This window comes from Pseudomonadota bacterium (assembly GCA_016195085.1).
GTDB lineage: Bacteria > Pseudomonadota > Alphaproteobacteria > SHVZ01 > SHVZ01 > JACQAG01.
The window spans coordinates 27,364-48,977 of the sequence record JACQAG010000023.1; the positions used below are offsets into that span (position 1 = coordinate 27,364).

Below are 21,614 nucleotides of genomic sequence, written 5' to 3' on the forward strand. Positions count from 1 at the left end.
GCCCGCACCCATCGGCAGACATTATTATTGCCCTTGCCGACCGGGCTCGTTCCGCTTTCCTTCCTCCAAGGCAAAGGCTACAGCTTCGCCATGGCAGCATCGGCGCTTCGCATCGGCACGCGCGGCAGCAAGCTCGCCCTCGTCCAGGCGCGCGAGGCCGCCCAGCGTCTGGCCCTTTGCCATGGCTGGCTGGCCGCGCCCGGCGCCATCGAGATCGTGCCGATCCGCACCACCGGCGATGCCCAGCAGACGCGGCTCCTGGCCGAGATCGGCGGCAAGGGACTGTTCACCAAGGAGATCGACGAGGCCTTGCTGGGCGGCCGCATCGAGCTCGCCGTCCACTCGCTGAAGGATTTGCCGACCTGGCTGCCGGACGGCGTGCTGCTCGCCGCCGTGCTCGAGCGCGAGGACCCGCGCGACGTCTTCATCGCCCGCGGCGCGCACCGCCTGGCCGAGCTGCCGAGGGGCGCCAGCGTCGGCAGCGCCTCGCTCCGCCGCGCCGCCCAGCTCCTGCATCGCCGCCCCGATCTCAAGATCGTGCCGCTCCGCGGCAATGTCGACACCCGGATCGCCAAGATCGCCGCCGGCGAAGCCGATGCGACTTTGCTGGCCTTGGCCGGCCTGAAGCGCTTGGGGCTGATGGACCGCGTCGGCTCGATCATGGAGACGGACGAGATGCTGCCCGCCGTCGGCCAGGCCGCGATCGGCATCACGGCCAGAGCCGATGACACGCGCACGCGATCGCTGCTGGCGGCGATCGACCACCGGGAATCGGCGCTCCGCATCACCGCCGAGCGGGCGATGCTGGCGGTTCTCGACGGGTCTTGCCGCACGCCCATCGCCGGGCTGGCGGAGCTGTCCTCGGAAGGCGCGCTGAGGCTCCAGGGGCTGGTGGCGCTCCCCGACGGCAGCGAGCTCGTGCGCTCGACGGCGAGCGGCGCTGCGGATGCCGCCGTGGCGATCGGCCAGGCGCTCGGGGCCGAGCTCAGGTCCCGCGCCGGCGCCAAGTTCTTCGCCGCCGCCTGATGCGGGCGCTCATCACCCGCCCCCGCGAGGACGCCCAGCTTCTCGCCCCGGCGCTCTTGGAGATCGGCGTGGAGGCGATGATCGAGCCCCTGCTCGAGGTCGTGCCGAGGCCGGATGCCGTCATCTCGCTTGCCGGCGTCGCCGGCCTCATCTTCACCTCGGCCAACGGTGCCCGCGCCTTCGCCCGGCTTCGCAGCGAGCGGGCGCTCACCGCGTTTGCCGTCGGCGATGCCACGGCCGAGGCGCTCGGCGATGCAGGCTTCGCGGCCGTCATCAGCGCCGATGGCGATGTCGGCGATCTGGCGGCGCTCATCCGCCGGCGCTTCGATCCAAGGAAGGGCGCCTTGCTGCATGTCGCCGGCAGCGCCGTCGCGGGCGATCTCGCCGGGACGCTGGGCGAAGCCGGATTCGTCGTTCGCCGGGTGATTCTCTACGAAGCGAAGCCGGCCACGCGGCTGAGCCAGCAAGCCATCGATGCCCTCGAGCGGGGCCTGATCGATCTCGTGCTCATTTTCTCTCCCCGCACCGGCGCCACCTTTGCTAGCCTCGTCAAGGCTCACAACCTCGCCCGAGCGGTCGAGCGGACGACACTGGCGGCGCTCAGCCGGCGGGTGGCCGAGGCGAGCGCGGCCTTGCCGTGGCGGCAGATCCGCATTGCGGCGGCGCCGACGACGGCGAGCCTGATGGCGCTCGTCGAGGATCTGGCGGGCGCGTCCCCAGATGGCGAACCCGCCCCGAGGCAAGCGATGTCCGAGCCCGCCCCCGCCAACCAGCCTCCCCAGCCGGCTCCCGCTTCCCTCGCCGCCGCGGCACCGGCCTTGCGGCCACGCCCGTCCTTGGCCGCCGCGATGGTGGCGGGCCTGGTGACCGCGCTTGCGGTTCTCGTCGTCTTCGTCGGTCTCCTGTGGCTGGCGCGGGACTCTTGGCGAGCCGACCCGCAACGCCTCTTCGCCGGCGCGCCGCCGGCGACGGCCGGTGCCGATGCGAGCAGCACCTCCCCGCGCCTCGATCAGATCGAGCGCGGACTCGCCGCCGCAACCGAGACCGTCGCCGCGGCCGACCAGCGCCTGGATGCGCTCGCGGGCGAGCTCAAGCTGGTGCGCGAGCTGTTGGCGCAACCGAACCTGGACGTGCACCCGCCGACGGTCGATCTGAAGCCGCTCGAGGATCGCACTGAGCGGCTGGAGGCAGCTTTAGCCGCGGTCGATCGCCTGGCCCAGCGCCTGCGGCTCATCGAATCGCAGCCGAAGCCGCCGATGGTGGATCCGGCCGAGATCGCCCGCCTGCAGCAGGCCCAGCGTGAGCTCGCCGACCGCTTGGCGCGCGAGGAAGCCACCCCGAAGCCGAACCCGGCCGATGCGCAGCTCCTGGCTGAGCTCGAGAAGGGCGAGCGCGGCTTGGCCGAGCGGCTCATCAAGCTCGAGACCGCGATGGCGGCCGAGCGGGCGGCTTCCGGCCGCGCCGCGGCCTTGCTGCTGGCGGTGGTGCAGTTGAAGGCAGCGCTCGCCGGCTCCGGTGGTTTCGCGCCCGAGCTCAAGGCCGTGCGCGCGCTCGCCGGCGAGGATGGCGAGATCACGCAAGCGGCCGGAGCCTTGGAGCCGCGCCAGCAGAAGGGGGTTGCGAGCCTGGAGATGCTGCGCCAGCGCTTCGAGGACGCCGCGGCGGCCGCGATCCGCGCCGAGATCGCCGGGCCCGACCAGGGGGTGATCGGCGAGGCCTTGAACCGCGTGGCGAGCCTGGTCAGCATCCGCCGGCGCAATGCGACCGACGGATTGCAGGGCAAGCTCGCCCGCGCCGAGAAGGCGCTGGAAGGCGGCGACCTCGACGGCGCGTTGTTGGCGCAAGACGGGATCCAAGGCCCGCCCGGCGATGCGCTCAAGGCCTGGATCGCCGATGCTCGCACCCGGCTTGCCGCCGACCGGGCGATCGAGCGCATGCTCACCCGTGCGACCCAGCTCCTGGGTCAGCGCCCGGCGCCGTAGCTCGATGCTGCGACCGCTCCTCTATCTGCTCGAGGTGGCGCTCATCGCCGCCGCCGCCATCTTCCTGGTGGAGCATCCAGGACATGTGCGCTTCGACTGGCAGGACTGGCGGATCGACACCTCGCTCGGCGTCGTGGCGCTGGCGGTGGGCCTCTTTGCGGTGGCCCTCGCGCTCACGCTGCGCTTCTGGCACTGGCTCATGCACGCCCCCGGCGAATGGCGCCGGCGGCGGCGGGAGCGGCGCCGCGGGCGGGGCTACGAAGCCTTGAGCCGGGGCATGGTGGCGGTGGCCGCCGGCGATCCAGGCGAGGCCCGGCGCTATGCGCGCCGCGCCGATGTGCTGCTGCACGACCCGCCCTTGACCTTGCTGCTCTCCGCCCAGGCGGCCCAGCTCGAAGGCGACGATGCCGCGGCCGAGCGCTACTTCGCCGCCATGCGCGAGCGGCCGGAGACGGAGTTTCTGGGGCTGCGCGGGCTCTTGACCCAGGCGCTCGGCAAGGGCGAGCGGCGCCGGGCCCGCGCGCTGGCGGAGCGCGCCTATGCGCTCCGGCCGGCCTCGCCCTGGCTGGTGGAGGCGCTCTTCGAGCTACGCGCCGAGGCCGGCGAGTGGCAGGGGGCCGAGGCCTTGATGCTGGCGGCGACCCGCACCGATTCCATCCCCGAGGCCGAGGCGAAGCGGCGGCGCGCGGTGGTGCTGACCGAGCGGGCGCGGCAGGCGGCGGGGGCCGGCGATGCGCGGATGGCGGTGAAGCTGGCGAAGCAGGCCACACGGCTCGAGCCCGGCCTGGTGCCCGCGGCCGTGCTGCTTGCCGGCGAATTCAAGAAACTTGGCAAGAAGCGGCGCGCGGCCCGGGTCATCGAATCGGCCTGGACGGCGCTGCCCCATGCCGATCTGGCCCTGGCCTATGCCGGCCTGGTCGAGGACTCCGCCCCCTTGGCGCGGCTCCGCGCGCTGGAACGCCTGGCGGCGATCCGGCCCGACCATGCCGAGGGGCATTTCGCCATGGCCGAGGCAGCGCTCGCCGCCGAGCTTTGGGGCGAAGCCAGGCGCCACCTCAAATCGGCGGGCGATGCCGCCGGCCCGAGTCCGCGTCTCTGCCGGTTGATGGCGCGGCTGGAGACCGACGAGCACGGCAATCTCGCCGAAGCGCGACGATGGCTGGAGCGCGTGGCCACGGCCGAGCCGGATCCGGACTGGGTGTGCGAATCCTGCGGCGCCGCCGCCCCCTCCTGGAGTGCGGTCTGCGGTCATTGCCGCAGCATCGGCCGCATCCTCTGGAAGAAGCCGCCGAGGGTGCATCGGCTGATCTCCCAGGAGACCGACCGTACCCAGGACCGCCCTGATACGCCCACGCCCCAACCCGCTCCGGCGATCCCGCCGCCGGTGACCGCCGCATCCGGTGCGGTCCCATGATCACGGCGCGGTCCCGCCGTCGCCGCGGCTGGCATTTGAGGATCATGCCGGTGCCGGCGCCGGCCTTCCTTGCCGCCGCCTGGCTCGTCTTGATCGCCCTTGCCGGACTCGACGCAGGGCCCGCGCAGGCAGCGTCTCCGGACCCGGTCGACCTCGCTCTGGTGCTCGCCGTCGATGTCTCCGACAGCATCGACGATGGGGAGTTCCGCCTGCAGCGCCAGGGCTACGCCGCCGCCTTCGAGGATCCCCGGGTGACGGATGCGATCGCGCTCGGCGCCCATGGACGGATCGTCGTCACCCTCATGCACTGGGCCAGCGCCAGCGAGCAGCGCCAGGTTCTGGGCTGGACCCAGATCGCCGACCGGGAGGGTGCCCGCGCCTTCGCCGCCCTCGTGGCCACGGCACCCCGTACGGCATTTCCCGGCGGCAGCACTTCCTTGAGCGGCGCCATCACCGGGGCCCTCTGGCTCTTCGAGACGGGCGGCTACAAGGGCGCCCGCCGGGTGATCGACATCTCCGGCGACGGCATCAACAACAATGGCCGGCCGCCAGAGTTCGCCCGCGACGAGGCGATCACCGCCGGTGTCACTGTCAACGGGCTTGCCATCCTCTCCGACGATCTCTTGCTCGAGCGCTATTTCGAGGCCCGCGTGATGGGCGGCCCCGGCGCCTTCGTGGTCACCGTCGACTCCTCGGCGGCGATCGCCGGCACCTTGGTGGTGAAGCTGGTGCGCGAGATCGCCGGTCTCAGCCTGCCCTTGCCCGAGGCCCAGCTCGCGGGCGCCTTCCCCCTTGCAGGCTCCGGCCAAGCCCGATAGGTTCCGCCCACTCCTCTCCAGGGCCGAAGTAGCTCAGCGGTAGAGCAACTGATTCGTAATCAGTAGGTCCCGAGTTCGATCCTCGGCTTCGGCACCATCAAGATCAAAGCTTTAGCGAATATTCACGTCGAAACGGTCGATACGAAATTTTGTTGTGCACCGACTGTGCACCACTCGCAACAGACATTCCCGCCCTAGACCCGGCGACGTAAAGAACGTTGGCGAATTGTCCGGGCGTTCCCGTCGGTGTGCAGGATCTGCGACACACGGCTGCGAGTATCGGCGTCCCTATCGGAGCAAATCTTCCTGTGGTTGGTCGTCTACTCGGACACTCGCAGGCAAGCACAACGAACCGGTACGCCCACGTTGATATCGACCCAGCGCTGACGGTCGCTGACGAAATAGGCGCAACCCTCTCGAACGCGATGCGGCTGTTCGTCGAGCCACCCCAAAGCTGCGAGGATGAAACTGGGTAGATTGCTCATATAAATTCAACAATGAGGGGCGTGGCGTACATAGTTAATTTCCGCGCGCAGGAAAGCGACGTAGAGCTAGCCCATGCTAGACAATGTGTCGTGAAGGGGGACCAACTGACTAGAACAAAGACATCATCAATGGCATGGATCAGAAAGATGAATCATCCATGACAACCCAAACCGCTTCGCATTTCATCGGCCTCAACGGCACCGAGTTCCATTATGTCCGCGCGGGCTCCGGCGCGCCGTTGTTGCTGCTCCATGGCTGGCCGGAATTCTGGCTGACCTGGAAGCGGGTGATGGAGCGACTTGCCGACCATTTCGATCTAATCGCGCCGGATCTCCGCGGGTTCGGCAAGAGTGGCGAACTCGATCCGCCGCCCTCGGACCAAGTGGGACCCGACGCCCATGCCGCCGACATGCTGGCGCTGCTGGATGCGCTCCGCATCGAGAAAGTCGGGATCGTCTCGCATGATGTCGGCGGCTATGTCGCGCAGAGCGTGGCGCGGCAGCATCCGGATCGGATCACCGGCCTGTTCTTCTTCGATTGTGTCTATCCTGGAATCGGTGCCAGGTGGATCCAGCCCGATCACATCAAGGAGATCTGGTATCAATCCTTCAATCAGCTTCCTTGGGCCGCCGAGCTGATCGGCTCGTCGCGCGATGCGTGCCGGATCTATTTCGGCAATCTGATCCGGCACTGGTCGGTCCGCAAGGACGCGTTTGACGATCTGCTCGAAGCCTGGGTAGACAATTTCATGTCGCGGGGCAATCTGCAGGGCGGCTTTAACTGGTACCGCAGCGCCAATGCGACGCGCATCGCTATTATGAAGGGCGAGCTGCCGCCCCCGCCGCCGATCGCCGTGCCGACGCGTGTTCTGTGGGGTGCCGGCGAAACCGTTCTCCCGGTCGCCTGGGCCGACAAGCTGGACCAATATTTCACCGACCTAGAATTCTCGATCATGGACGGAGTCGGCCATTTTCCGCATGTCGAAGATCCGGACCGGTCGGCGGCCGCGATCGCGACGTTTTTCAAGAGATTTCCCTAAAGGTTGGCGGCCATTCCTAGGCCGGTCGCGTGACCTATGCTGGGTGTCCCGAATGCCTGCGTATGTCCCAGATTTCATAGAGGGCCAACGCCAGGACGAGCACGCCGACAATAGCGACGTTCGCTGTCGGCACCAAAGCCACTATGCCGAGGACCCAGGGCGAGACCACGAGCCACACACCCAAAACGACGTTGACCCATTCCTCCCAAACACGGAAGGCAGTCAGCGTGATGTTCTGGAATAGGACCAGTCCCAGCCCGACCACAACAGCGTTCGTTGTTACCGTCTCGTCGTTGGCAAATTGAAGTGCCCATGGTGAGACGGACAGCCAGATGCCCAGGGCCAGGTTGAGCCAATCCTCCCACTGCTCAGGTCGCGAGAACTTGCCGATCGCCATGTTGCCTCCTCGAACCGCCAGGCGGATCTAGTGTCCCGCCCCTTAAATTCGTCCGCGAATTTCAGGGATAAGCTGGCCGCTAATCTATTGAATCTAGTGTGATTCAGATTCCGAAGTTCGCCAACGAACTTCGGAATCATCACACTAGCCGGTATTCGGGCTTTGGGCCTATCTCCCCACGCTTTCCCGCTGGGCCTTCGTTCCGAGGCCAATCCGCATCGCCGCCTTGGACCGCCCCTCTAAATACCGAGGGGCGACCATTGGATAATCCGCTGGCAGACCCCACTTGGCCCGATACTGCGTGGTGAAGCTGGCTTGATCCAGCAGCGTCCAGGCAGGCTCAACACCGCCAAGCCAGCTCTTGACCGATGGATTCTGCAGCATGCCGGGAGCTACCACCGAGCGGGCCTCGCGTGCTTGGGCTTTTGCCATTGAACTCCAGGATGTGAATACTGCCGATGAGGTGTGCTGGTTGTCGAGACGGTGTCTGGATGGCTTCGCTGGAAGCAAACAGTTGCTTATCGACCGCGATACGCAAAACAGCATGGCGGTATTCACGGTTCCGGTCCGTGGCGGGACCGCCGATTGGCAAAGATCGCGGCTTTCTCCTACTCTTGCTGGCGAATGCGGGCCGTTGCGCCTGCATGCGCGATCGCCGACGCGAAGGAACCATGCCATGGCCGCAGGCTGCCATCCCGCCGCTCCGCACCGAAAGCTTCGGGTTCCCGATTGGTACATCTCGAGCCTGATGCTCGACCGGGCGCTCGACGCCATCTTGCGGCGGGTGCAGAGGCTCGACCGCAAGCACGACGTGCCTTATCTCGCCGGCTACAGCAATGACGGCAAGACCATCTACATCGATCGCCACCTGCCGCGTGCGTTCCGCTATCGCGGCCGCGACATCGAGGTCGATCGCTACCTGATCCTGCATGAGGAGGTCGAGAAGACCCTCATCGACCAGCTCGGCCTGCACTATCTGCATGCCCATCAGGTCGCCTTGCGGGCCGAGCAGGGTGCGGTGCGCGCCGGCAACATCCGCTGGCGCGATTACGACGGCTTCATGCAGAAATACGTGAAGCGCATCGGTGATGAGCGCCTCAGGAAGGTGCCGGCCGACCTCGATCTCAAGCCCTATCGCGACGAGCATGACAACGACTTGCTCCTGCGCATGCAGGAGGCGATCGACAAGGGTACCTTGCCGGATTCCTTCCGCCATGCCCGGCTGCTGACCGGGCTCGGCCGGGCGATGCCGGCGAAGCCGAAGCCGCCCGGGAAGGCGGCGCGGCGTCCGCGGCGAAAATGACCGGCTCGATACGGCCCATAAGAACCGATCCATGGGAGGACTGGCGATGATCACCACGACGCGCGTCTCCGCTTTGGTGTGCGTGGCGCTGCTCGCTTTCGCGTGGAGCACGCCCGCGCTGGCGCAGAGCACCATGAGCTTTTTCGTCACCAGCGTCGGCCTCGGCAAGGGTGCGGACCTCGGCGGGCTCGCCGGCGCCGACCAGCATTGCCAGGCGTTGGCACAAGGCGCGGGGGCCGGGGCGAAGTCCTGGCGCGCCTATCTCAGCACCCAGGGTGCCGGCGCGGTCAACGCGCGCGATCGCATCGGACCCGGCCCGTGGACCAACGCCAAGGGCGTGGTGGTCGCCAAGAGCGTCGATGACCTGCACGGCGCCGGCAACAACTTGACCAAGCAGACCGCGCTCACCGAGAAGGGGGCCACCGTCAACGGCCGCGGCGACACGCCCAACACCCACGACATCCTGACCGGCGCGACGCCGGAGGGCCGCGCGTTCGCAGGGGACGCCGACATGACGTGCAAGAACTGGACGAGCAGCACCCAGGGGACGGCCATGCTCGGCCATTCGGATCGCACCGGGCTGGATGAGAGCGCGCCGGCGAAGTCGTGGAACTCTTCGCATCCCTCGCGCGGGCCCGGCGGCGGCTGCGCCCAGGACGACCTCAAAAGCACCGGCGGCGCCGGCTTGCTCTATTGCTTTGCGACCAACTGAGCGGCGAGGACGTTACCTCGGGAGCGCTTCGGAGGGAGATTGCGGGGGCTCCGCATCGGGCCCCCCGGCGCTGGCAGCAACGTCGTAGGCCCGGTCAGTAAACGAGCTCGTCGCCGCCCTTGCTGTCCGACAGCACGATGTCGCCCCTGGCCGCCATCTCCTTCGCCAGGTTCACCATGTAGGTCTGCGCCTCTTCCACCTCCTTGCGGCGGATTGGGCCCATGGAGGCCATGTCCTCGCGCAGGAGCTTGCCGGCACGTTCGGACATGTTGGAGAAGAACAGGTCCCGCAGCGTCTCCGAGGCGCCCTTGAGGGCGAGCGCCAGCTTCTGCTTCTCCGCACCGCGCAGCATGGCCTGTACACCCGTGGGATCGAGACGGCCCAGATCCTCGAAGGTGAACATCAGCGCCTTGACCTTCTCGGCCGAATCCTTGTTGCGCTCCTCCAAGGCGCCGAGGAAGCGCGCCTCGGTGGCGCGGTCGAGGCCGCTGAAAATCTCGGCGATCATTTCATGGGTATCGCGCCGGCTGGTGCGGGCGAGGTTGCTCATGAACTCGGTCCTGAGCGTGCGCTCGACGTCGGAGAGCACATCCTTCTGCACCGCCTCCATGCGCAGCATCCGCATCACCACTTCCATGGCGAAGTTTTCGGGCAGGAGCTGCAGCACCTTCGCGGTGTGGTCGGCGCGGATCTTGCCGAGCACGACGCCGACGGTCTGCGGGTATTCGTTCTTGAGATAGTTGGCGAGCACCAGCTCGTTCACATTGGCAAGCTTGTCCCACATGGTGCGCCCGGCGGGGCCGCGAATCTCCTCCATGATGTCGTTGACCCGATCGTCGCCCAGCGCCTTCTTCAGCAGACGTTCGGTCGAATCGAAGGTGCCGGTGAGCGATCCGGTGGAGGAGATCTGCTCGGCGAACTCCACGAACAGCCGCTCGACCACGTTCGAGGAGACGGTGCCGAGATTGGCCATGGTCTGCGAGATTTCCTTGATCTCGTCGTCGCTCATCAGCGCAAAGAGCTTGGAGGCATGCTCCTCGCCCAGGCTCATGAGCAGCATCGCGGCTTTTTCCGGTCCGCTGAGCGCCCGGTAGTCTTCACGGACTCGCATCGCTCGCCTCCAGGGTGTCCCCGCAGAAGCCCGTCAGCGACTCCATTGCCACGGTGCTGGTGCGGTCATCGTGAGGTCTACTGGTTGCGCGGCAAAGATCTCCAGGAGCTGGCGTCGGAGCTACGGTCTCTTGGTTCGGGCGGCGCTCGAGACGGCATCGGGCAGCGTCGTGCTCACGACTTCGCGACGTTCCGGATCGTTCTCGATGAGAAGGACCATGGCCATCGACCGTCCCGCTCGACGTTCAACCGTTGTTGCAACAACGTCAAATACGACTATTTGCCGCCGATTAACTACAAATTTGAAATAAAGTCAAATGGTCGACCGCGTGCGCGCCCCTAGGACCTGCTCCAATCGGGTCCAATTGACCACCAGCATTTGGCTCAGAAGTAGGATTGCAGCCCGCCTCGCCGGCGGACGTCGAGCGTGGCGCAATGGAACGCGCCACCGAAGGGCCCGTAGCTCAGGAACGCGCAAGCAATGGGCTCGAACCCCCAGTCCTTGAACGCCTTGATCAGGGTGGGCTGGGACTGGTCGACGATCACCCGCTTTTCATCCAGCATCAGCGTGTTGATGCTGGTCCAGGGGCTGCACATCGAGATCTTGGTCATGATTCCCTCGACCGGATCCGGCCTGGGCGCGATCAGCACGTCCCACGTCTTCAGCACCGGCGGCAGCCGGTCGATGTCGACATAATCGGGATTCACCAGCACCTTGCCCGGACAGAGCGGGATGAACGAGCTGTCGATGTGCATCGGCTGACGACAGATCGAGACGATCTCGTGGATCCGGAAGCGCTCCCCCAGGTGACGGCGCAGCCATTCGATGCCGGCCGCGTTGGTGACGTTGCTCTGCGTCACAAAGAGGTCGCGGCCGCAGCGAACGAAATCCGCCGCGTCGAACACCGGCTCCCATTCCGTGATCGTGTAGCGGAGCGTCTCTCCCTGCTTCGGCACTTGGTAGCGGTGATTGTAAAGCGCGTCCAGCAGCTGCGGGCGGGGTGCGGAGGTCCAGCGCGCGCCCTTGGAGAAATACTCCTTGAACAGCGTCCGATACGCATCGCCTTCGAAGTGGCGCGAGCGCCAGCACATGGGCGTTTCGATGATCTCATCGCCGATCACCAGGAATCCGTCGCGCGGACAGGCGATGCAGAACCCGGCGCTGGACCAGGCGGGCGTGCGGAAGCGTCTGGCGTGGTTTGCTACGTCAGGCCGGCGCACCGTGACGCCGGCGCTTTCCAGGATGCGAATGAAGCCGTCCAGCTCCTTTTGCGCGCGCTTCACCATCCATTGCGGATAGCGGAAGCCGGCGACGAGGCGATGCAGCTTGGCCGTGAAATTCGGGACGTTGAAGGTGACGGTGACATGATAGGGCGGGATCACCGCGCCTTCGAGCCGGCCGACAATCACCTCTTCGAGCGGATCCCACTCGTTCCAGGAATTCACCACGCCCATGGATGCCGGATCGATCTCGGTCACCGGCTTATGCATCACATCCATTCCGCCTCCCTTAGCGTGCTCATCCTAGTGCCGTGAATCAGAAATTCGTGGCGGCGAAATTCGGAACCGGCACACCAGCGCCCCAGCCTTCAATCATTGGCGAGCGTCGTCGACTCGCCGGCGATGCGATAAAGCGGCGGCAGGGACCGCGTCAGCCGCGCTTCCAGCCGATGCCAGACATACAGGGCCGGCAAGCCCAGCACGATTTCCGGGACCCGCTTCACCAAGGACAGCGCAATCGCGGTTTGCGGATCGATCCCCAACAATTGCCCAAGCAGGATGAAGCCGCCCTCCTGCACCCCAAGCGCGCCCGGCACCGGGAAGGCCGCACCCCGCAAGGCCTGCCCGAGACTCTCCAGGATCAACGCCTGCGCAAACGATGCATCGTGGCCCATCCAGTAGAGGGCGATCCAGATCTCGAGGACGCCCATCAGCCACGCGGCGATATGGAGCAGCAGCGAGACCCCGAGCGCGGCGGGCCGCCGCCAGATTGTGCCGAGCGCCTCGGCCAATCGGAGCGGGTTGATCGAAAAGGCGCGCTTCGATCCGGACTTGGACCAGCGGGCCGCCTGCGCCACCACGAAGCGTTCGATCGCGCCGACGCCGCCAAAACGCAACGCGGCGAAGAATCCCGCGAGCGCGAGAAACGCCACACCTGTTCCGGCCAGGGCCCACTCGGTCAGTTCCTCGGCCCCGGCGACCCCCGCCAAGAGTGCGACGCCGATCAGCGCGAACACCGCTTGCCCCGAGGCCTGCAGCAGAACATCGATCAGGATGCCGGCGCCGGCCACGCCGGCGGCGACGCCCCAGAAGGTCAGCAGCCGCGCGCCGATGATCTCGCCGCCCACGGTCGCGACCGGCAAGAGGACGTTGATCCCCTCCCGAATCCAGCGCAGCAGCGGCCACACGCCGAGCGGCAGTCCGCGGAGGTCGAGCAGCAAGACCGCCCAGGCGCCGGCGCATACGGCAATGATGGAAGCGCGCACGGCAACGACCGGAACCAGCCCGAAGCCGACGCGCGCGAATATGTCGAACACGCTAGCCGCGTCGTTGAAAACGATCAGCGCGATCGCGAGCGCCAAGCCAAAGGGCACTCCCAAATAGACGCCGATCTTCATGTCTGCAAATCCGTTTCCTCCGCCGCCGCCGGCCACCTTGGTCTGGCCGATCTTTTGTGCCAGGCGATTTGTTGGACTAAGGCTTGGCCGAGTGTTGATCGAGCGGTGTCGGGTTAGGTCTATCGGCCGTCGACGCTCAACGACTGTTGAAACAACACCAAATACGACAAATTCGCGGCGATTAACTACAGATTTAAGATAAAGTCAAACGGTCGATCGCGTCCCCGCGGCCGGCTGCCCCATGCAACGCCGCAACCGGGAACCTCGCGTTTCACCATCGACGTATTTGCTGCCTGGGAGATTCGCAGGAGCCGGCACACCCGCGGATATGCGGCGGGCGGCGTTTGCCCGTCGCTGCGCAAGACTTGAGTGGGGTGGGCTTCGCTTGCGGACATGAATCTGGACACCGATCGACCGCGCATTCGATCATGCCGCTCGCGACAAGCATCGAACTCACGGGGAGGGCGTCTTGAAGGGATTTCCGTTGCCGCAGAGCGGGCTCGAAGCGGCCGGCCTGCGGGTGGAGCAGATCGACCGGCTGGTTCGCCTCGTCGAACGGCATATCGCCGAGGGTCGGTACCCGGGCGCTCAGTTTGCGATTGCCCGAGGCGGCAAGCTCGCGGCGTTCCGCAGCTTCGGCAAAGCGACCCTCAAGCGGGAAGCTAACCAGAAGACGCTGTGGCTCCTCTATTCAAACACCAAGGTGGTGACCGCGGCGGCCTTGTGGGTGCTGGCCGAAGAGGGCGCCTTCCGCTTCACCGACCGCATCAGCGACCATGTGCCGATTTTCGCCCGCAACGGCAAGCGCGAGGTGACCGTATTGCAGCTCATGACCCATCAAGGCGGGGTTCCGAGCGCCGTGGTGCCGCCCGAGGCGTGGGAAGATCATGCCTTGCTGAAGGAGACCGTGTGCAACTTCAGCCTGGAATGGACCCCGGGCTCCCGCATCTTCTATCACGGCCAGTCGGCCCACTGGATCGCCGCCGTGCTGATCGAAGCGCTGACTGGCCAGGATTTCCGCCGGGTCATCCGCGAGCGGGTGCTGGCGCCGCTCGGCCTCGCCGACGAGCTGATGGTGGGTATGCCGGCGGCAGCGATGGCGCGCGCCGCCGACATGCACGAACCCGGCGGCAACGGCGTCGTGCCGATCGCCGACACCAACACGCCGGCATGGCGAAAGGCCGGCGCGCCCGGCGCCGGCGGCTATGCGAGCGCGCGCGCCATGGCGGCCTTCTATCAGATGATGCTGAACGGCGGCGAGCTGGCGGGCAAGCGCTTGCTCTCGCCGCGCACGCTCGGATACGCCATCCGCAACTGGACCGGCGAGCGCGTGGACGAGTTCATGGGAATGCCGATGCATCGCGGCATCGGCCCGCATCTCCGCGGCACCACCCCCACCATCCGCGGCCTCGGCAGCTTCGCCTCGCCCGCCACCTTCGGCCATGGCGGCGTCGGCAGCTCCTATTGCTGGGGCGATCCGGATTCCGGCGTGTCTTTCGCCTATCTCACCAACTGCCGCGCGCCCGATCCCTGGCACAGCCAGAGGCTGGATCAGGTGAGCAATCTCGTGCACTCGGCCATCCTGTGAGCGCATCCTCTCCGCCAAGGATCGATCTCGCCTGCGCGGGCGCCAGCGCCAGCATCCAGCCCTTGGGCGGCGAGCTGGTGGCATGGCAGGAAGCGGGCTCGCCCCCGCTCCTCTGGCACGGCGATGCGGCCCATTGGCCGCACCATGCGCCGATCCTCTTTCCCATCGTCGGCCACGCCGCCAACGACGTGATCCACCATGACGGCATCGCCTATCCCACCCAGCGCCACGGCTTCACCCGCACCAGCCTGTTCACGGTGGCATCCACGGCACCAGACCGGGTCGAGCTCGTGCTCCGCGACACCGAAGAGATCAAGGCGATCTTTCCCTTCGCCTTCGTCTTGCGGCTCGCCTATCGGCTGGGTGCGGCCGGCCTCCGTCTCGACCTGTCCCTCGCCAATCCCGGCACGGTGCCGCTGCCCTATGCGACCGGCTTCCACCCGGCATTCCGCTGGCCCTTTGCTGGCGCGAGCCAAAGCGGCTACCGGGTGGTCTTCGAACGGGAGGAAGCCTCGAGCCTGATCGGCGGCGGCCCCGACGGGCTGATCGAGAGGGAGATGCGCCTCTCGCCGCTCTCCGGGCGGACGCTGTCCTTGACACCCGAGCGGTTCGAGCAGGGTGCCATCATCTTCCGCGACGCCAAGAGCCGCCGCCTCACCTTCGCCGCCCCCGATGGCAGCGCCATCGAGATGGCGACCGACGGCTTTCCCCACCTCGCCTTGTGGACCAAGACGACGGCGCCGTTCCTGTGCCTGGAGGCCTGGACCGGGTACTCCGATCCCCGCGGCTTCACCGGCAACCTCACCGAGAAGCCGTCGATGCGCTTGCTTCCGCCCGGCCAGGAGGCGACCTACGGCGTCGATCTTACCTATCGCCCGCCGGGCAGCGTTCTTTAGCCGCGGCGTTGGTAGCCTAGCGCGCGGCGCTGATCTTGCTTTTGGGCTTGGCCTGCCAGAGGGCCTGGGCGGCGGGCCGTGCGGACCTGATCCTGGTCGAGTCCGACCGGACATACGCCTTGGCCGCATGCTCCGGGCAATAGATCGTGCCGGCGGGAACCGGCTTGCTGCAGAAATGGAAGCCGGGAAGCTTCGGATCGCCGATCGGCCAATGGCAGCGCGCCCCGGGGATGGGCGGGCTGGCCCCTGGCGGCGGGGGCGAGCGACGGGCGCCGGGCCGATTGAGCCCATGGCCGATGAGCCCCATGCGCTGGATCTTGCCGGCGACGGCGCTGCGGCTGAGGCCGAGACGCTTGGCCATCTGCTCGAAGCTCAACCCTTCGAGCGTGAACCAAACCCGGAGTTTCCGCTCGCTCGCTTTCGTCCAAGTAAATCGTGCCATGGGAGCATTCGGCATTCTGTTGACCCGACCGCATCGGCGCTTGCTCTCGCCCCTACGGCTCGCCGAGCATTTAAGCAAATATTACGGCATTTCAAGCGCGCGCGTCGACCCCCGGCTGCCGGGCCGGGTCGCCCTCGGCTGCTCCGGCAGCACTTCGATCCCGGCCGGTTCCCTCAATTCCCCGGCCGGATCATGAAGGCGGCCATGTAGCCATCGGCCCGTCCGGTGTAGGCGAGCCCCTTGCGCAAGGCATAGGTGTTGTCCTGGTAGAAGAGCGGCACGAGCGCCTGGTCGGCCATGGCGATCTCGGCCGTCTCCTGCAGCAAGGCCTCGCGCTTCTTGTCGTCGACCGTCGCCAGCGCCCGATCCAGCACCTCGTCCACCTTCGGGTTTGAATAGCGTGCGCGGTTGGACGCACCCATCCCCTTCTCGCTGCTGACGGTCGCCACCTGGGCGCGGAGCGGGAAGGAGGCCTCGCCGGTGGTAGCCGAGTTGCCGATCAGCAAGAGGCTGTATGCGTAGGTGGGCGCGCTCGCCTGGCCGATGAAGATCGTCCAAGGCTGCGCCACCACCTTGGTGTCGATGCCGATGCGGGTCAGCATCGGGGCCAGCGCCTGCAGCACCTTGTCGTCGTTCGGATAGCGGTCGTTCGGACCGTGGATGGTGATGGCGAAGCCGTTGGGATAGCCCGCCTCGGCCAGGAGCTTGCGGGCGCCGTCGGGGTCATAGGCATCGGGCTTGAGCTTGGGGCTGACGCCGAAGAAGCCTTCGGCCAGAAGACCGCCGGCGGGCGTGGCGGTGCCGTCCATCACCCGCTCGACCAAGGCTTGGCGGTTGATCGCCTTGGAGATGGCCATGCGCACCCGGCGGTCCTTGAACGGGTTCGCCGCCAAGGGCTGGCCGGCCTTGTCGGTGACGAAGGGAGTCTTGTCGCGGAAGCTGTCCATATGGATGAACAGCACGGAATTGGCCAGCGCGCGGACGAGACTGACATTCGCATTCGCCTTGAGGGCGACGTAATCGGCAGGCGGCACGTCGTCGATCGCCTGCACGTCGCCGGCCAGCAGGGCGGCGACCCGCGCGGCATTGTTGGTGATGATCTTGATCGTCGCCTTCTGCCAATGGGGCTTGGCGCCCCAATAGGCGTCGTTGCGCTGGACCACGATGCGGTCGCCCTGCGCATAGCTCGCATACTTGAACGGTCCGGAGCCGATCATGGCGCTTCCGTCGTTGAAGGCGCTGGTCGGCGCCTGCTCGAACTTGCGCGACACGATGTAGATCGAGGCGAGGTCGACCGGCATCAGCGGATAGGGCGTGGACGTCTTGAAGCGGATGGTCTGCGGGTCGACGACGATGATCTCCTTGATCTGGCGGGTGTAGATGGTGAAGGGAGACGGACTGTTGGGAACCCAGTTCACCCGCCTGATGGTGGCGGCCACGTCCTCGGCGCTGAGATCGCTGCCGTCATGGAACTTGACCCCCGGGCGCAGCTTGAACTCCCAGGTGGTGTCGTCGATCGTCTTCCACTCGGTCGCCAGGCCCGGGATCGGCCGCATCCGCTCGTCCTGATCGACGAGCCGGTCGAACATGTGGATCGACAGCTTGATGTTCGTCGCCAGATTGTGGAAATGCGGATCGATCGAGGTGACCGCGGCACCCTGTCCCAGCGTGATCTCCTGTGCCAAGGACGGTGCGGCCAGAGACAGGAGGGCCGCCGCCGGAATACCGATCGCCAGACGAACCAGAGCGCGAAGCATCTGCCCCTCCTCTTGATCAGCAGGTCCCGAGCCGGATCCTCGGCCACCGCGCCATCAATGTCCAATCCAGATCGTTACCGCCGCCGCCGCCCGACCAGGAGGAGCGGCACGATCAACAGCGTGATCCCGGTCATCCATTGGAAATCCGCGAGATAGGCCAGCATGGTCGCTTGGCGGTCGACCTCGGTGCTGAGGCTAAAGAGGCCCTGCACGGTCTGCAAATCCCAAGGCACCGAGGATGTGGGCTCGCGGAACTTCGGATCGAAAGGGGTGATGCCCTCGACCATGGCGCTGCGGAACACCTGGCGGTTGCGCGCCAACAGCGCCTCCAAGGCGGCGATGCCGGCGCTGGCACCCAAGTTGCGCATGAGGCTAAACAGGCTGGCGCCGGTGGTGCGGTAGTGGGGTGCCAAGGTGGCGAAGGCGAAGGTGCTGAGCGGCACATAGATGAACCCCATGCCGAAGCCCTGCAGGAAGCCGACCCAGACCAGGCTCCAGACGTCGACGTCGAGGGTAAACCGCGTCATCAGCCAGAACGCCGAGGCCGTGATCGCCACCCCGCCGGTGATCACATAGCGGGGATCGGTCCGGCCGCTGATCTTGCCGGCGATGGTCATCGCCACCATGGTACCGACGCCCCGCGGCCCCATGATCTCGCCCGCGGTGATCGCCGGATATTGCAGCACGTCCTGCAGCAGATGCGATAGGAGCGCCAGCATCGCCAGCACCACCAGGCTCACGATGAAGGTGGCGAGCACGCCAGAGACGAAGTTGCGGTCGCGGAAGATGGCGAACTCGATCAGCGGCTGGTGCGCGGTCAGGCTGTGGACGATGAAGAGATAGAGCGCCAGCGCCGAGACCGCCGCCATGACGACGATCTGCTTCGATTGGAACCAGTCGAGGCTCTCCCCGCGGTCGAGCATCATTTGCGCCGCACCGATGGCAAGCCCGAGGAAGGCAAAGCCGGTCCAGTCGAAATTCGCCTCGCGGTCGATCTTCGTGTCGGGGAGGTTCGCCCACACGCCCAGCGCCGCCAGCAGGCCGACCGGCACGTTGATGTAGAAGATCCAGCGCCAATCATGCGCCTCGGTCAGGTAGCCGCCGACGGTCGGCCCGAAGATCGGCGCGGCGACGAAGCCCATGCCCCAGAGCGCCATCGCCTCGCCGTGGCGCTCCTTGGGATAGGTGTCGAGCAATGTCGCCTGGGAGAGCGGAATCAGGCTGGCGCCGAAGGCCCCTTGCAGGGTCCGGTAGATCACCATCTCGGTGAGGCTCCCGGCGAGGCCGCACAAGGCCGAGACGGCGCTGAAGCCCAGAATCGAGATGATGAACAAGCGCCGGCGGCCGATCTTGAGCGCGATCACGCCGGTGGGCGGAGTCATGATGGCGGCGGCAAGGATGTAGCTCGTCAGCACCCAGGCGATCTGCTCCTGGGTCGCCAGCAGGCTTCCCTGCATGTGCGGCAGCGCCACATTGGGGATCGTGGTGTCGATCGCATGCATGATCGTGGCGGCCATGATCGAGATGGTGATCATGGCGCGGCGGGGTGCCGCCACTCCCCGATCTGCCGTCATCCAGCTCCCGCATCCACAGGGATCGAGCCCCGGCAAGCTAAACCACAAGCTAGACCAAGAGCAGCCGCGCCGGCAATCGGGCCTCCGGCGGCGACGGCTCCTTGGGGGAATTGCCGCCAAGGCGTCGCCAAGCCTATCCTCTCCTGGCAATCGATCCGACCGCGAGGCAGGGAGCGGTCAAGCATGGGAGGCTTCTCGTCATGAGCATGAAGATCAGCGGCAACAGGCGCGGGCTCAGCCGGCGCGGCGTCATCAAGGCGGGAGCCGGAACCATGGGCGTGCTGGCGATGCCCGCCGTGCTCCGGCTCGCCAGCGGCAAGGCCTATGGCGCCGATGCGCGCTCGACCGTCAAGGTCGCCCCCGAGGTCGACCTCAAGATCTTCGATCCGGTGTGGACGACCGCCACCATCACCTCCACCCATGGCTACATGGTCTACGACACGCTGTTTTCGGTCGACGCCAAGTACAATGTGAAGCCGCAGATGGTGGAGAAATACGAGGCCTCCGCCGACGGCCTCACCCACAATTTCAAGCTCCGCGACGGGCTCGGATTCTCCGACGGCTCGCCGGTGACATCCAAGGATTGCGTCGCCTCGATCAAGCGCTGGGCCGCCAGATTCGGCGAGGCGAAGATCATGATGGAGCGCGCGCAGTCCTTGGCCCCGATCGACGAGAGGTCGTTCTCGCTGAAGCTGAAGGAGCCGTTCGGCCCGGTCTTGGAGACCTTCGGCGCGGTGACCCCGGTCTGCTTCATCATGCGCGAGAAGGAGGCCTCGACCGATCCCTTCACGCAAGTGACCGAAGTCGTCGGCTCCGGCCCGTTCCTCTGGGTCAAGGAGGAATGGCAACCCAACAACCGGGTCGTCTACACCAAGAGCCCCAGCTACAAGCCGCGCGCGGAGCCGGCCGACGGCTATGCCGGCGGCAAGGTCGTCAAGATCGAGCGGGTAGAATGGCAAGTGATCCCCGACCCCTCGGTGCAGTCGGCCGCACTCGCCGCGGGCGAGCTCGACTACCTGACCAACCCGATCGCCGATCAGGTCAGGCAGATGCGCACCAACCCCAACATCACCATCGGCTTCCTCGATCCCCTGGGCTGGCAGTTCCACTTCCGCTTCAACTCCTTGAACAAGCCCTTCGACAATCCGAAGGCGCGCCAAGCGATCCAGATGCTGATCGAGAGCCGGCAGGAGGACTATCTGAGCGCTACGGGCCAGACCGGCGATCTCGGCCGGGTGTGTCTCGCTCCCTTCGTCTGCGGCTCGCCCAACGAGACCATGATCGGCACCGAGCGCTTCGCCAAATACCAGCCGGAGCGCATCAAGGCCTTGCTCAAGGAAGGCGGCTACAACGGCGAGCCGGTCGTGCTCATGGATCCGACCGACCAGGTCAACTTGCATCTCATCGCCCAGGTGCTGGACGGGCATCTGCGCGAGCTCGGCGTCAAATCCGATCTGCAGTCGATGGACTGGTCGTCCCTGGTCTCGCGCCGCTCGATCAAGGCCTCCCCGCAGCAGGATCGCGGCGGCTGGAACATCTTCCCCACCGCATGGCCCAGCGCCACCATGATGGATCCGGTGCTGAACGCGCCCTTGGAATCCACCTGCGAGCAGAAAAACTGGTTCGGCTGGCCCTGCGATCCCGAGATGGAGAAGCTCCGGGTGGAGTTCCTGGCGGCGAGCGGCGCCCAGCAGCGCAAGCAGCTCATCGAGAAGATCCAGCTCCGCTTCTTCGACCAGGCGCCCTACGCCTATGCCGGCCAGTATTTCCCGCCGATCGCCTACCGCAAGGATCGCCTCAGGGGCGTCATCGGCGTCCTGAGCCCGGTCTACTGGAACATGGAGAAGTTCGCGGGCTAGCTTGATCCAGCGCGCCTCAAGCGCAATCTAGAAGAGGGGCGGCGGTCGCCCCTCTTTGCTTTTCCCCTCCTCTCAAGGTTCCGATCCACCATGGCCACGTCCGTCAAAGAACTGCTCGCCGCCGCCAATGCCGCGGTGCCGCGCATAACCGCCGATGAGCTCCAAGTGATGGCGAAGGCCGGCAATGTCCTCATCCTCGATGTCCGCGACGAGCTGGAGATCCGCCAGTCCGGCAAGATCAAGGGTGCCGTCACCGTCTCCCGGGGCATGCTCGAGTTCCGCGCCGACCCGGAGCTGCCGAGCCACAACCCGGCCTTCCAGAAAGACAAGAAGATCGTGGTCTATTGCGGCTCCGGCGGCCGCGCCGCCTTGAGCGGCAAGACGCTGAAGGATCTCGGCTACAAATCCGTATTCAACGCCGGCGGCTTCAGGGACCTGGCCGAGGCCGGAGTCGAGACCGAGCCCGTGTGAGCCGCTGAGGACCCGCCGAATGCCCCCACCCCAACCCTCCCCCGCCTCACGGCGAGGGAGGGAGTCGAGATAGACCTCCTGCTCCCTCCCCCACGCCAGGGGAGGGTTGGGGAGGGGGGGGC

At 66.5% G+C, this 21,614-nt stretch carries 20 protein-coding genes and 1 tRNA gene; 13 read left to right on the forward strand and 8 right to left on the reverse strand.

The genetic code is table 11. The annotated features are described in order from the left end of the window. Positions 1 to 90 precede the first annotated feature (90 nt). The 7 genes from hemC (at position 91) to HY058_07205 (ending at position 6,765) form a co-directional block, all read left to right on the forward strand. The gene (hemC, locus tag HY058_07175) at positions 91 to 1,026 is read left to right on the forward strand and encodes a hydroxymethylbilane synthase (GenBank protein MBI3497068.1); all 936 of its coding nucleotides are present in this window, start codon (positions 91 to 93) and stop codon (positions 1,024 to 1,026) included. After that, a complete protein-coding gene (locus tag HY058_07180) occupies positions 1,026 to 3,008 on the forward strand; it encodes a uroporphyrinogen-III synthase (GenBank protein ID MBI3497069.1) in 1,983 nt (660 codons plus the stop codon). The genes hemC and HY058_07180 overlap by 1 nt, the downstream gene beginning before the upstream one ends. 4 nt (positions 3,009 to 3,012) lie before the next feature. Continuing rightward, entirely contained in the window at positions 3,013 to 4,422 is a 1,410-nt protein-coding gene (locus HY058_07185; protein MBI3497070.1) for a heme biosynthesis protein HemY, read from the forward strand. Beyond that, the gene (locus HY058_07190) at positions 4,419 to 5,240 is read left to right on the forward strand and encodes a DUF1194 domain-containing protein (GenBank protein MBI3497071.1); all 822 of its coding nucleotides are present in this window, start codon (positions 4,419 to 4,421) and stop codon (positions 5,238 to 5,240) included. Before HY058_07185 ends, HY058_07190 begins: the two co-directional genes overlap by 4 nt. Before the next feature lie 22 nt (positions 5,241 to 5,262). Further along, positions 5,263 to 5,337 (forward strand) — tRNA-Thr (locus tag HY058_07195). 121 nt (positions 5,338 to 5,458) lie between these two features. Continuing rightward, a complete protein-coding gene (locus HY058_07200; protein ID MBI3497072.1) occupies positions 5,459 to 5,716 on the forward strand; it encodes a tyrosine-type recombinase/integrase in 258 nt (85 codons plus the stop codon). Positions 5,717 to 5,883: 167 nt separating this feature from the next. Then, positions 5,884 to 6,765, forward strand: coding sequence for an alpha/beta hydrolase (locus HY058_07205; GenBank protein ID MBI3497073.1), 882 nt, complete (start codon positions 5,884 to 5,886; stop codon positions 6,763 to 6,765). 34 nt (positions 6,766 to 6,799) lie between these two features. Here HY058_07205 and HY058_07210 read toward each other — a convergent pair whose 3' ends face one another. Both HY058_07210 and HY058_07215 read right to left on the reverse strand, forming a co-directional pair. Next, the gene (locus tag HY058_07210; GenBank protein MBI3497074.1) at positions 6,800 to 7,162 is read right to left on the reverse strand and encodes an SPW repeat protein; all 363 of its coding nucleotides are present in this window, start codon (positions 7,160 to 7,162) and stop codon (positions 6,800 to 6,802) included. A 168-nt stretch (positions 7,163 to 7,330) separates the two neighbouring features. Next, the gene (locus HY058_07215; protein ID MBI3497075.1) at positions 7,331 to 7,708 is read right to left on the reverse strand and encodes a MucR family transcriptional regulator; all 378 of its coding nucleotides are present in this window, start codon (positions 7,706 to 7,708) and stop codon (positions 7,331 to 7,333) included. Positions 7,709 to 7,838: 130 nt separating this feature from the next. Between HY058_07215 and HY058_07220 the strand changes: the two genes are divergently transcribed. After that, positions 7,839 to 8,465 (forward strand): hypothetical protein, encoded by a 627-nt coding sequence (locus tag HY058_07220; protein MBI3497076.1) that lies wholly within the window; start codon positions 7,839 to 7,841, stop codon positions 8,463 to 8,465. 46 nt (positions 8,466 to 8,511) lie between these two features. Beyond that, a complete protein-coding gene (locus tag HY058_07225) occupies positions 8,512 to 9,177 on the forward strand; it encodes a lectin (GenBank protein MBI3497077.1) in 666 nt (221 codons plus the stop codon). 94 nt (positions 9,178 to 9,271) lie between these two features. Here the strand turns inward: HY058_07225 and fliG are convergent, their stop codons facing one another. The 3 genes from fliG to HY058_07240 form a co-directional block, all read right to left on the reverse strand. After that, a complete protein-coding gene (fliG, locus tag HY058_07230) occupies positions 9,272 to 10,288 on the reverse strand; it encodes a flagellar motor switch protein FliG (GenBank protein ID MBI3497078.1) in 1,017 nt (338 codons plus the stop codon). A 383-nt stretch (positions 10,289 to 10,671) separates the two neighbouring features. After that, a complete protein-coding gene (locus tag HY058_07235; GenBank protein ID MBI3497079.1) occupies positions 10,672 to 11,778 on the reverse strand; it encodes an amidinotransferase in 1,107 nt (368 codons plus the stop codon). A 98-nt stretch (positions 11,779 to 11,876) separates the two neighbouring features. Further along, the gene (locus HY058_07240) at positions 11,877 to 12,905 is read right to left on the reverse strand and encodes a flippase-like domain-containing protein (protein ID MBI3497080.1); all 1,029 of its coding nucleotides are present in this window, start codon (positions 12,903 to 12,905) and stop codon (positions 11,877 to 11,879) included. Between the two features lie 469 nt (positions 12,906 to 13,374). On the opposite strand from HY058_07240, the gene HY058_07245 reads away from it, so the two are divergent. Beyond that, a complete protein-coding gene (locus HY058_07245; GenBank protein MBI3497081.1) occupies positions 13,375 to 14,493 on the forward strand; it encodes a beta-lactamase family protein in 1,119 nt (372 codons plus the stop codon). 20 nt (positions 14,494 to 14,513) lie between these two features. Continuing rightward, positions 14,514 to 15,389 (forward strand): aldose 1-epimerase family protein, encoded by an 876-nt coding sequence (locus tag HY058_07250; GenBank protein MBI3497082.1) that lies wholly within the window; start codon positions 14,514 to 14,516, stop codon positions 15,387 to 15,389. Positions 15,390 to 15,405: 16 nt separating this feature from the next. Here the strand turns inward: HY058_07250 and HY058_07255 are convergent, their stop codons facing one another. From HY058_07255 to HY058_07265, 3 genes are all read right to left on the reverse strand, one after another. Next, the gene (locus tag HY058_07255; protein MBI3497083.1) at positions 15,406 to 15,831 is read right to left on the reverse strand and encodes a global cell cycle regulator GcrA-like protein; all 426 of its coding nucleotides are present in this window, start codon (positions 15,829 to 15,831) and stop codon (positions 15,406 to 15,408) included. A 173-nt stretch (positions 15,832 to 16,004) separates the two neighbouring features. Next, entirely contained in the window at positions 16,005 to 17,588 is a 1,584-nt protein-coding gene (locus HY058_07260; GenBank protein MBI3497084.1) for an ABC transporter substrate-binding protein, read from the reverse strand. Positions 17,589 to 17,662: 74 nt separating this feature from the next. Further along, positions 17,663 to 19,123 carry a DHA2 family efflux MFS transporter permease subunit gene (locus HY058_07265; protein ID MBI3497085.1) on the reverse strand — a complete coding sequence of 487 codons (1,461 nt, stop codon included), beginning with the start codon at positions 19,121 to 19,123 and terminating at the stop codon, positions 17,663 to 17,665. Between the two features lie 239 nt (positions 19,124 to 19,362). Between HY058_07265 and HY058_07270 the strand changes: the two genes are divergently transcribed. Then, a complete protein-coding gene (locus tag HY058_07270) occupies positions 19,363 to 21,021 on the forward strand; it encodes an ABC transporter substrate-binding protein (GenBank protein MBI3497086.1) in 1,659 nt (552 codons plus the stop codon). Positions 21,022 to 21,111: 90 nt separating this feature from the next. After that, positions 21,112 to 21,492 carry a rhodanese-like domain-containing protein gene (locus HY058_07275; GenBank protein ID MBI3497087.1) on the forward strand — a complete coding sequence of 127 codons (381 nt, stop codon included), beginning with the start codon at positions 21,112 to 21,114 and terminating at the stop codon, positions 21,490 to 21,492. Positions 21,493 to 21,614 lie beyond the last annotated feature (122 nt).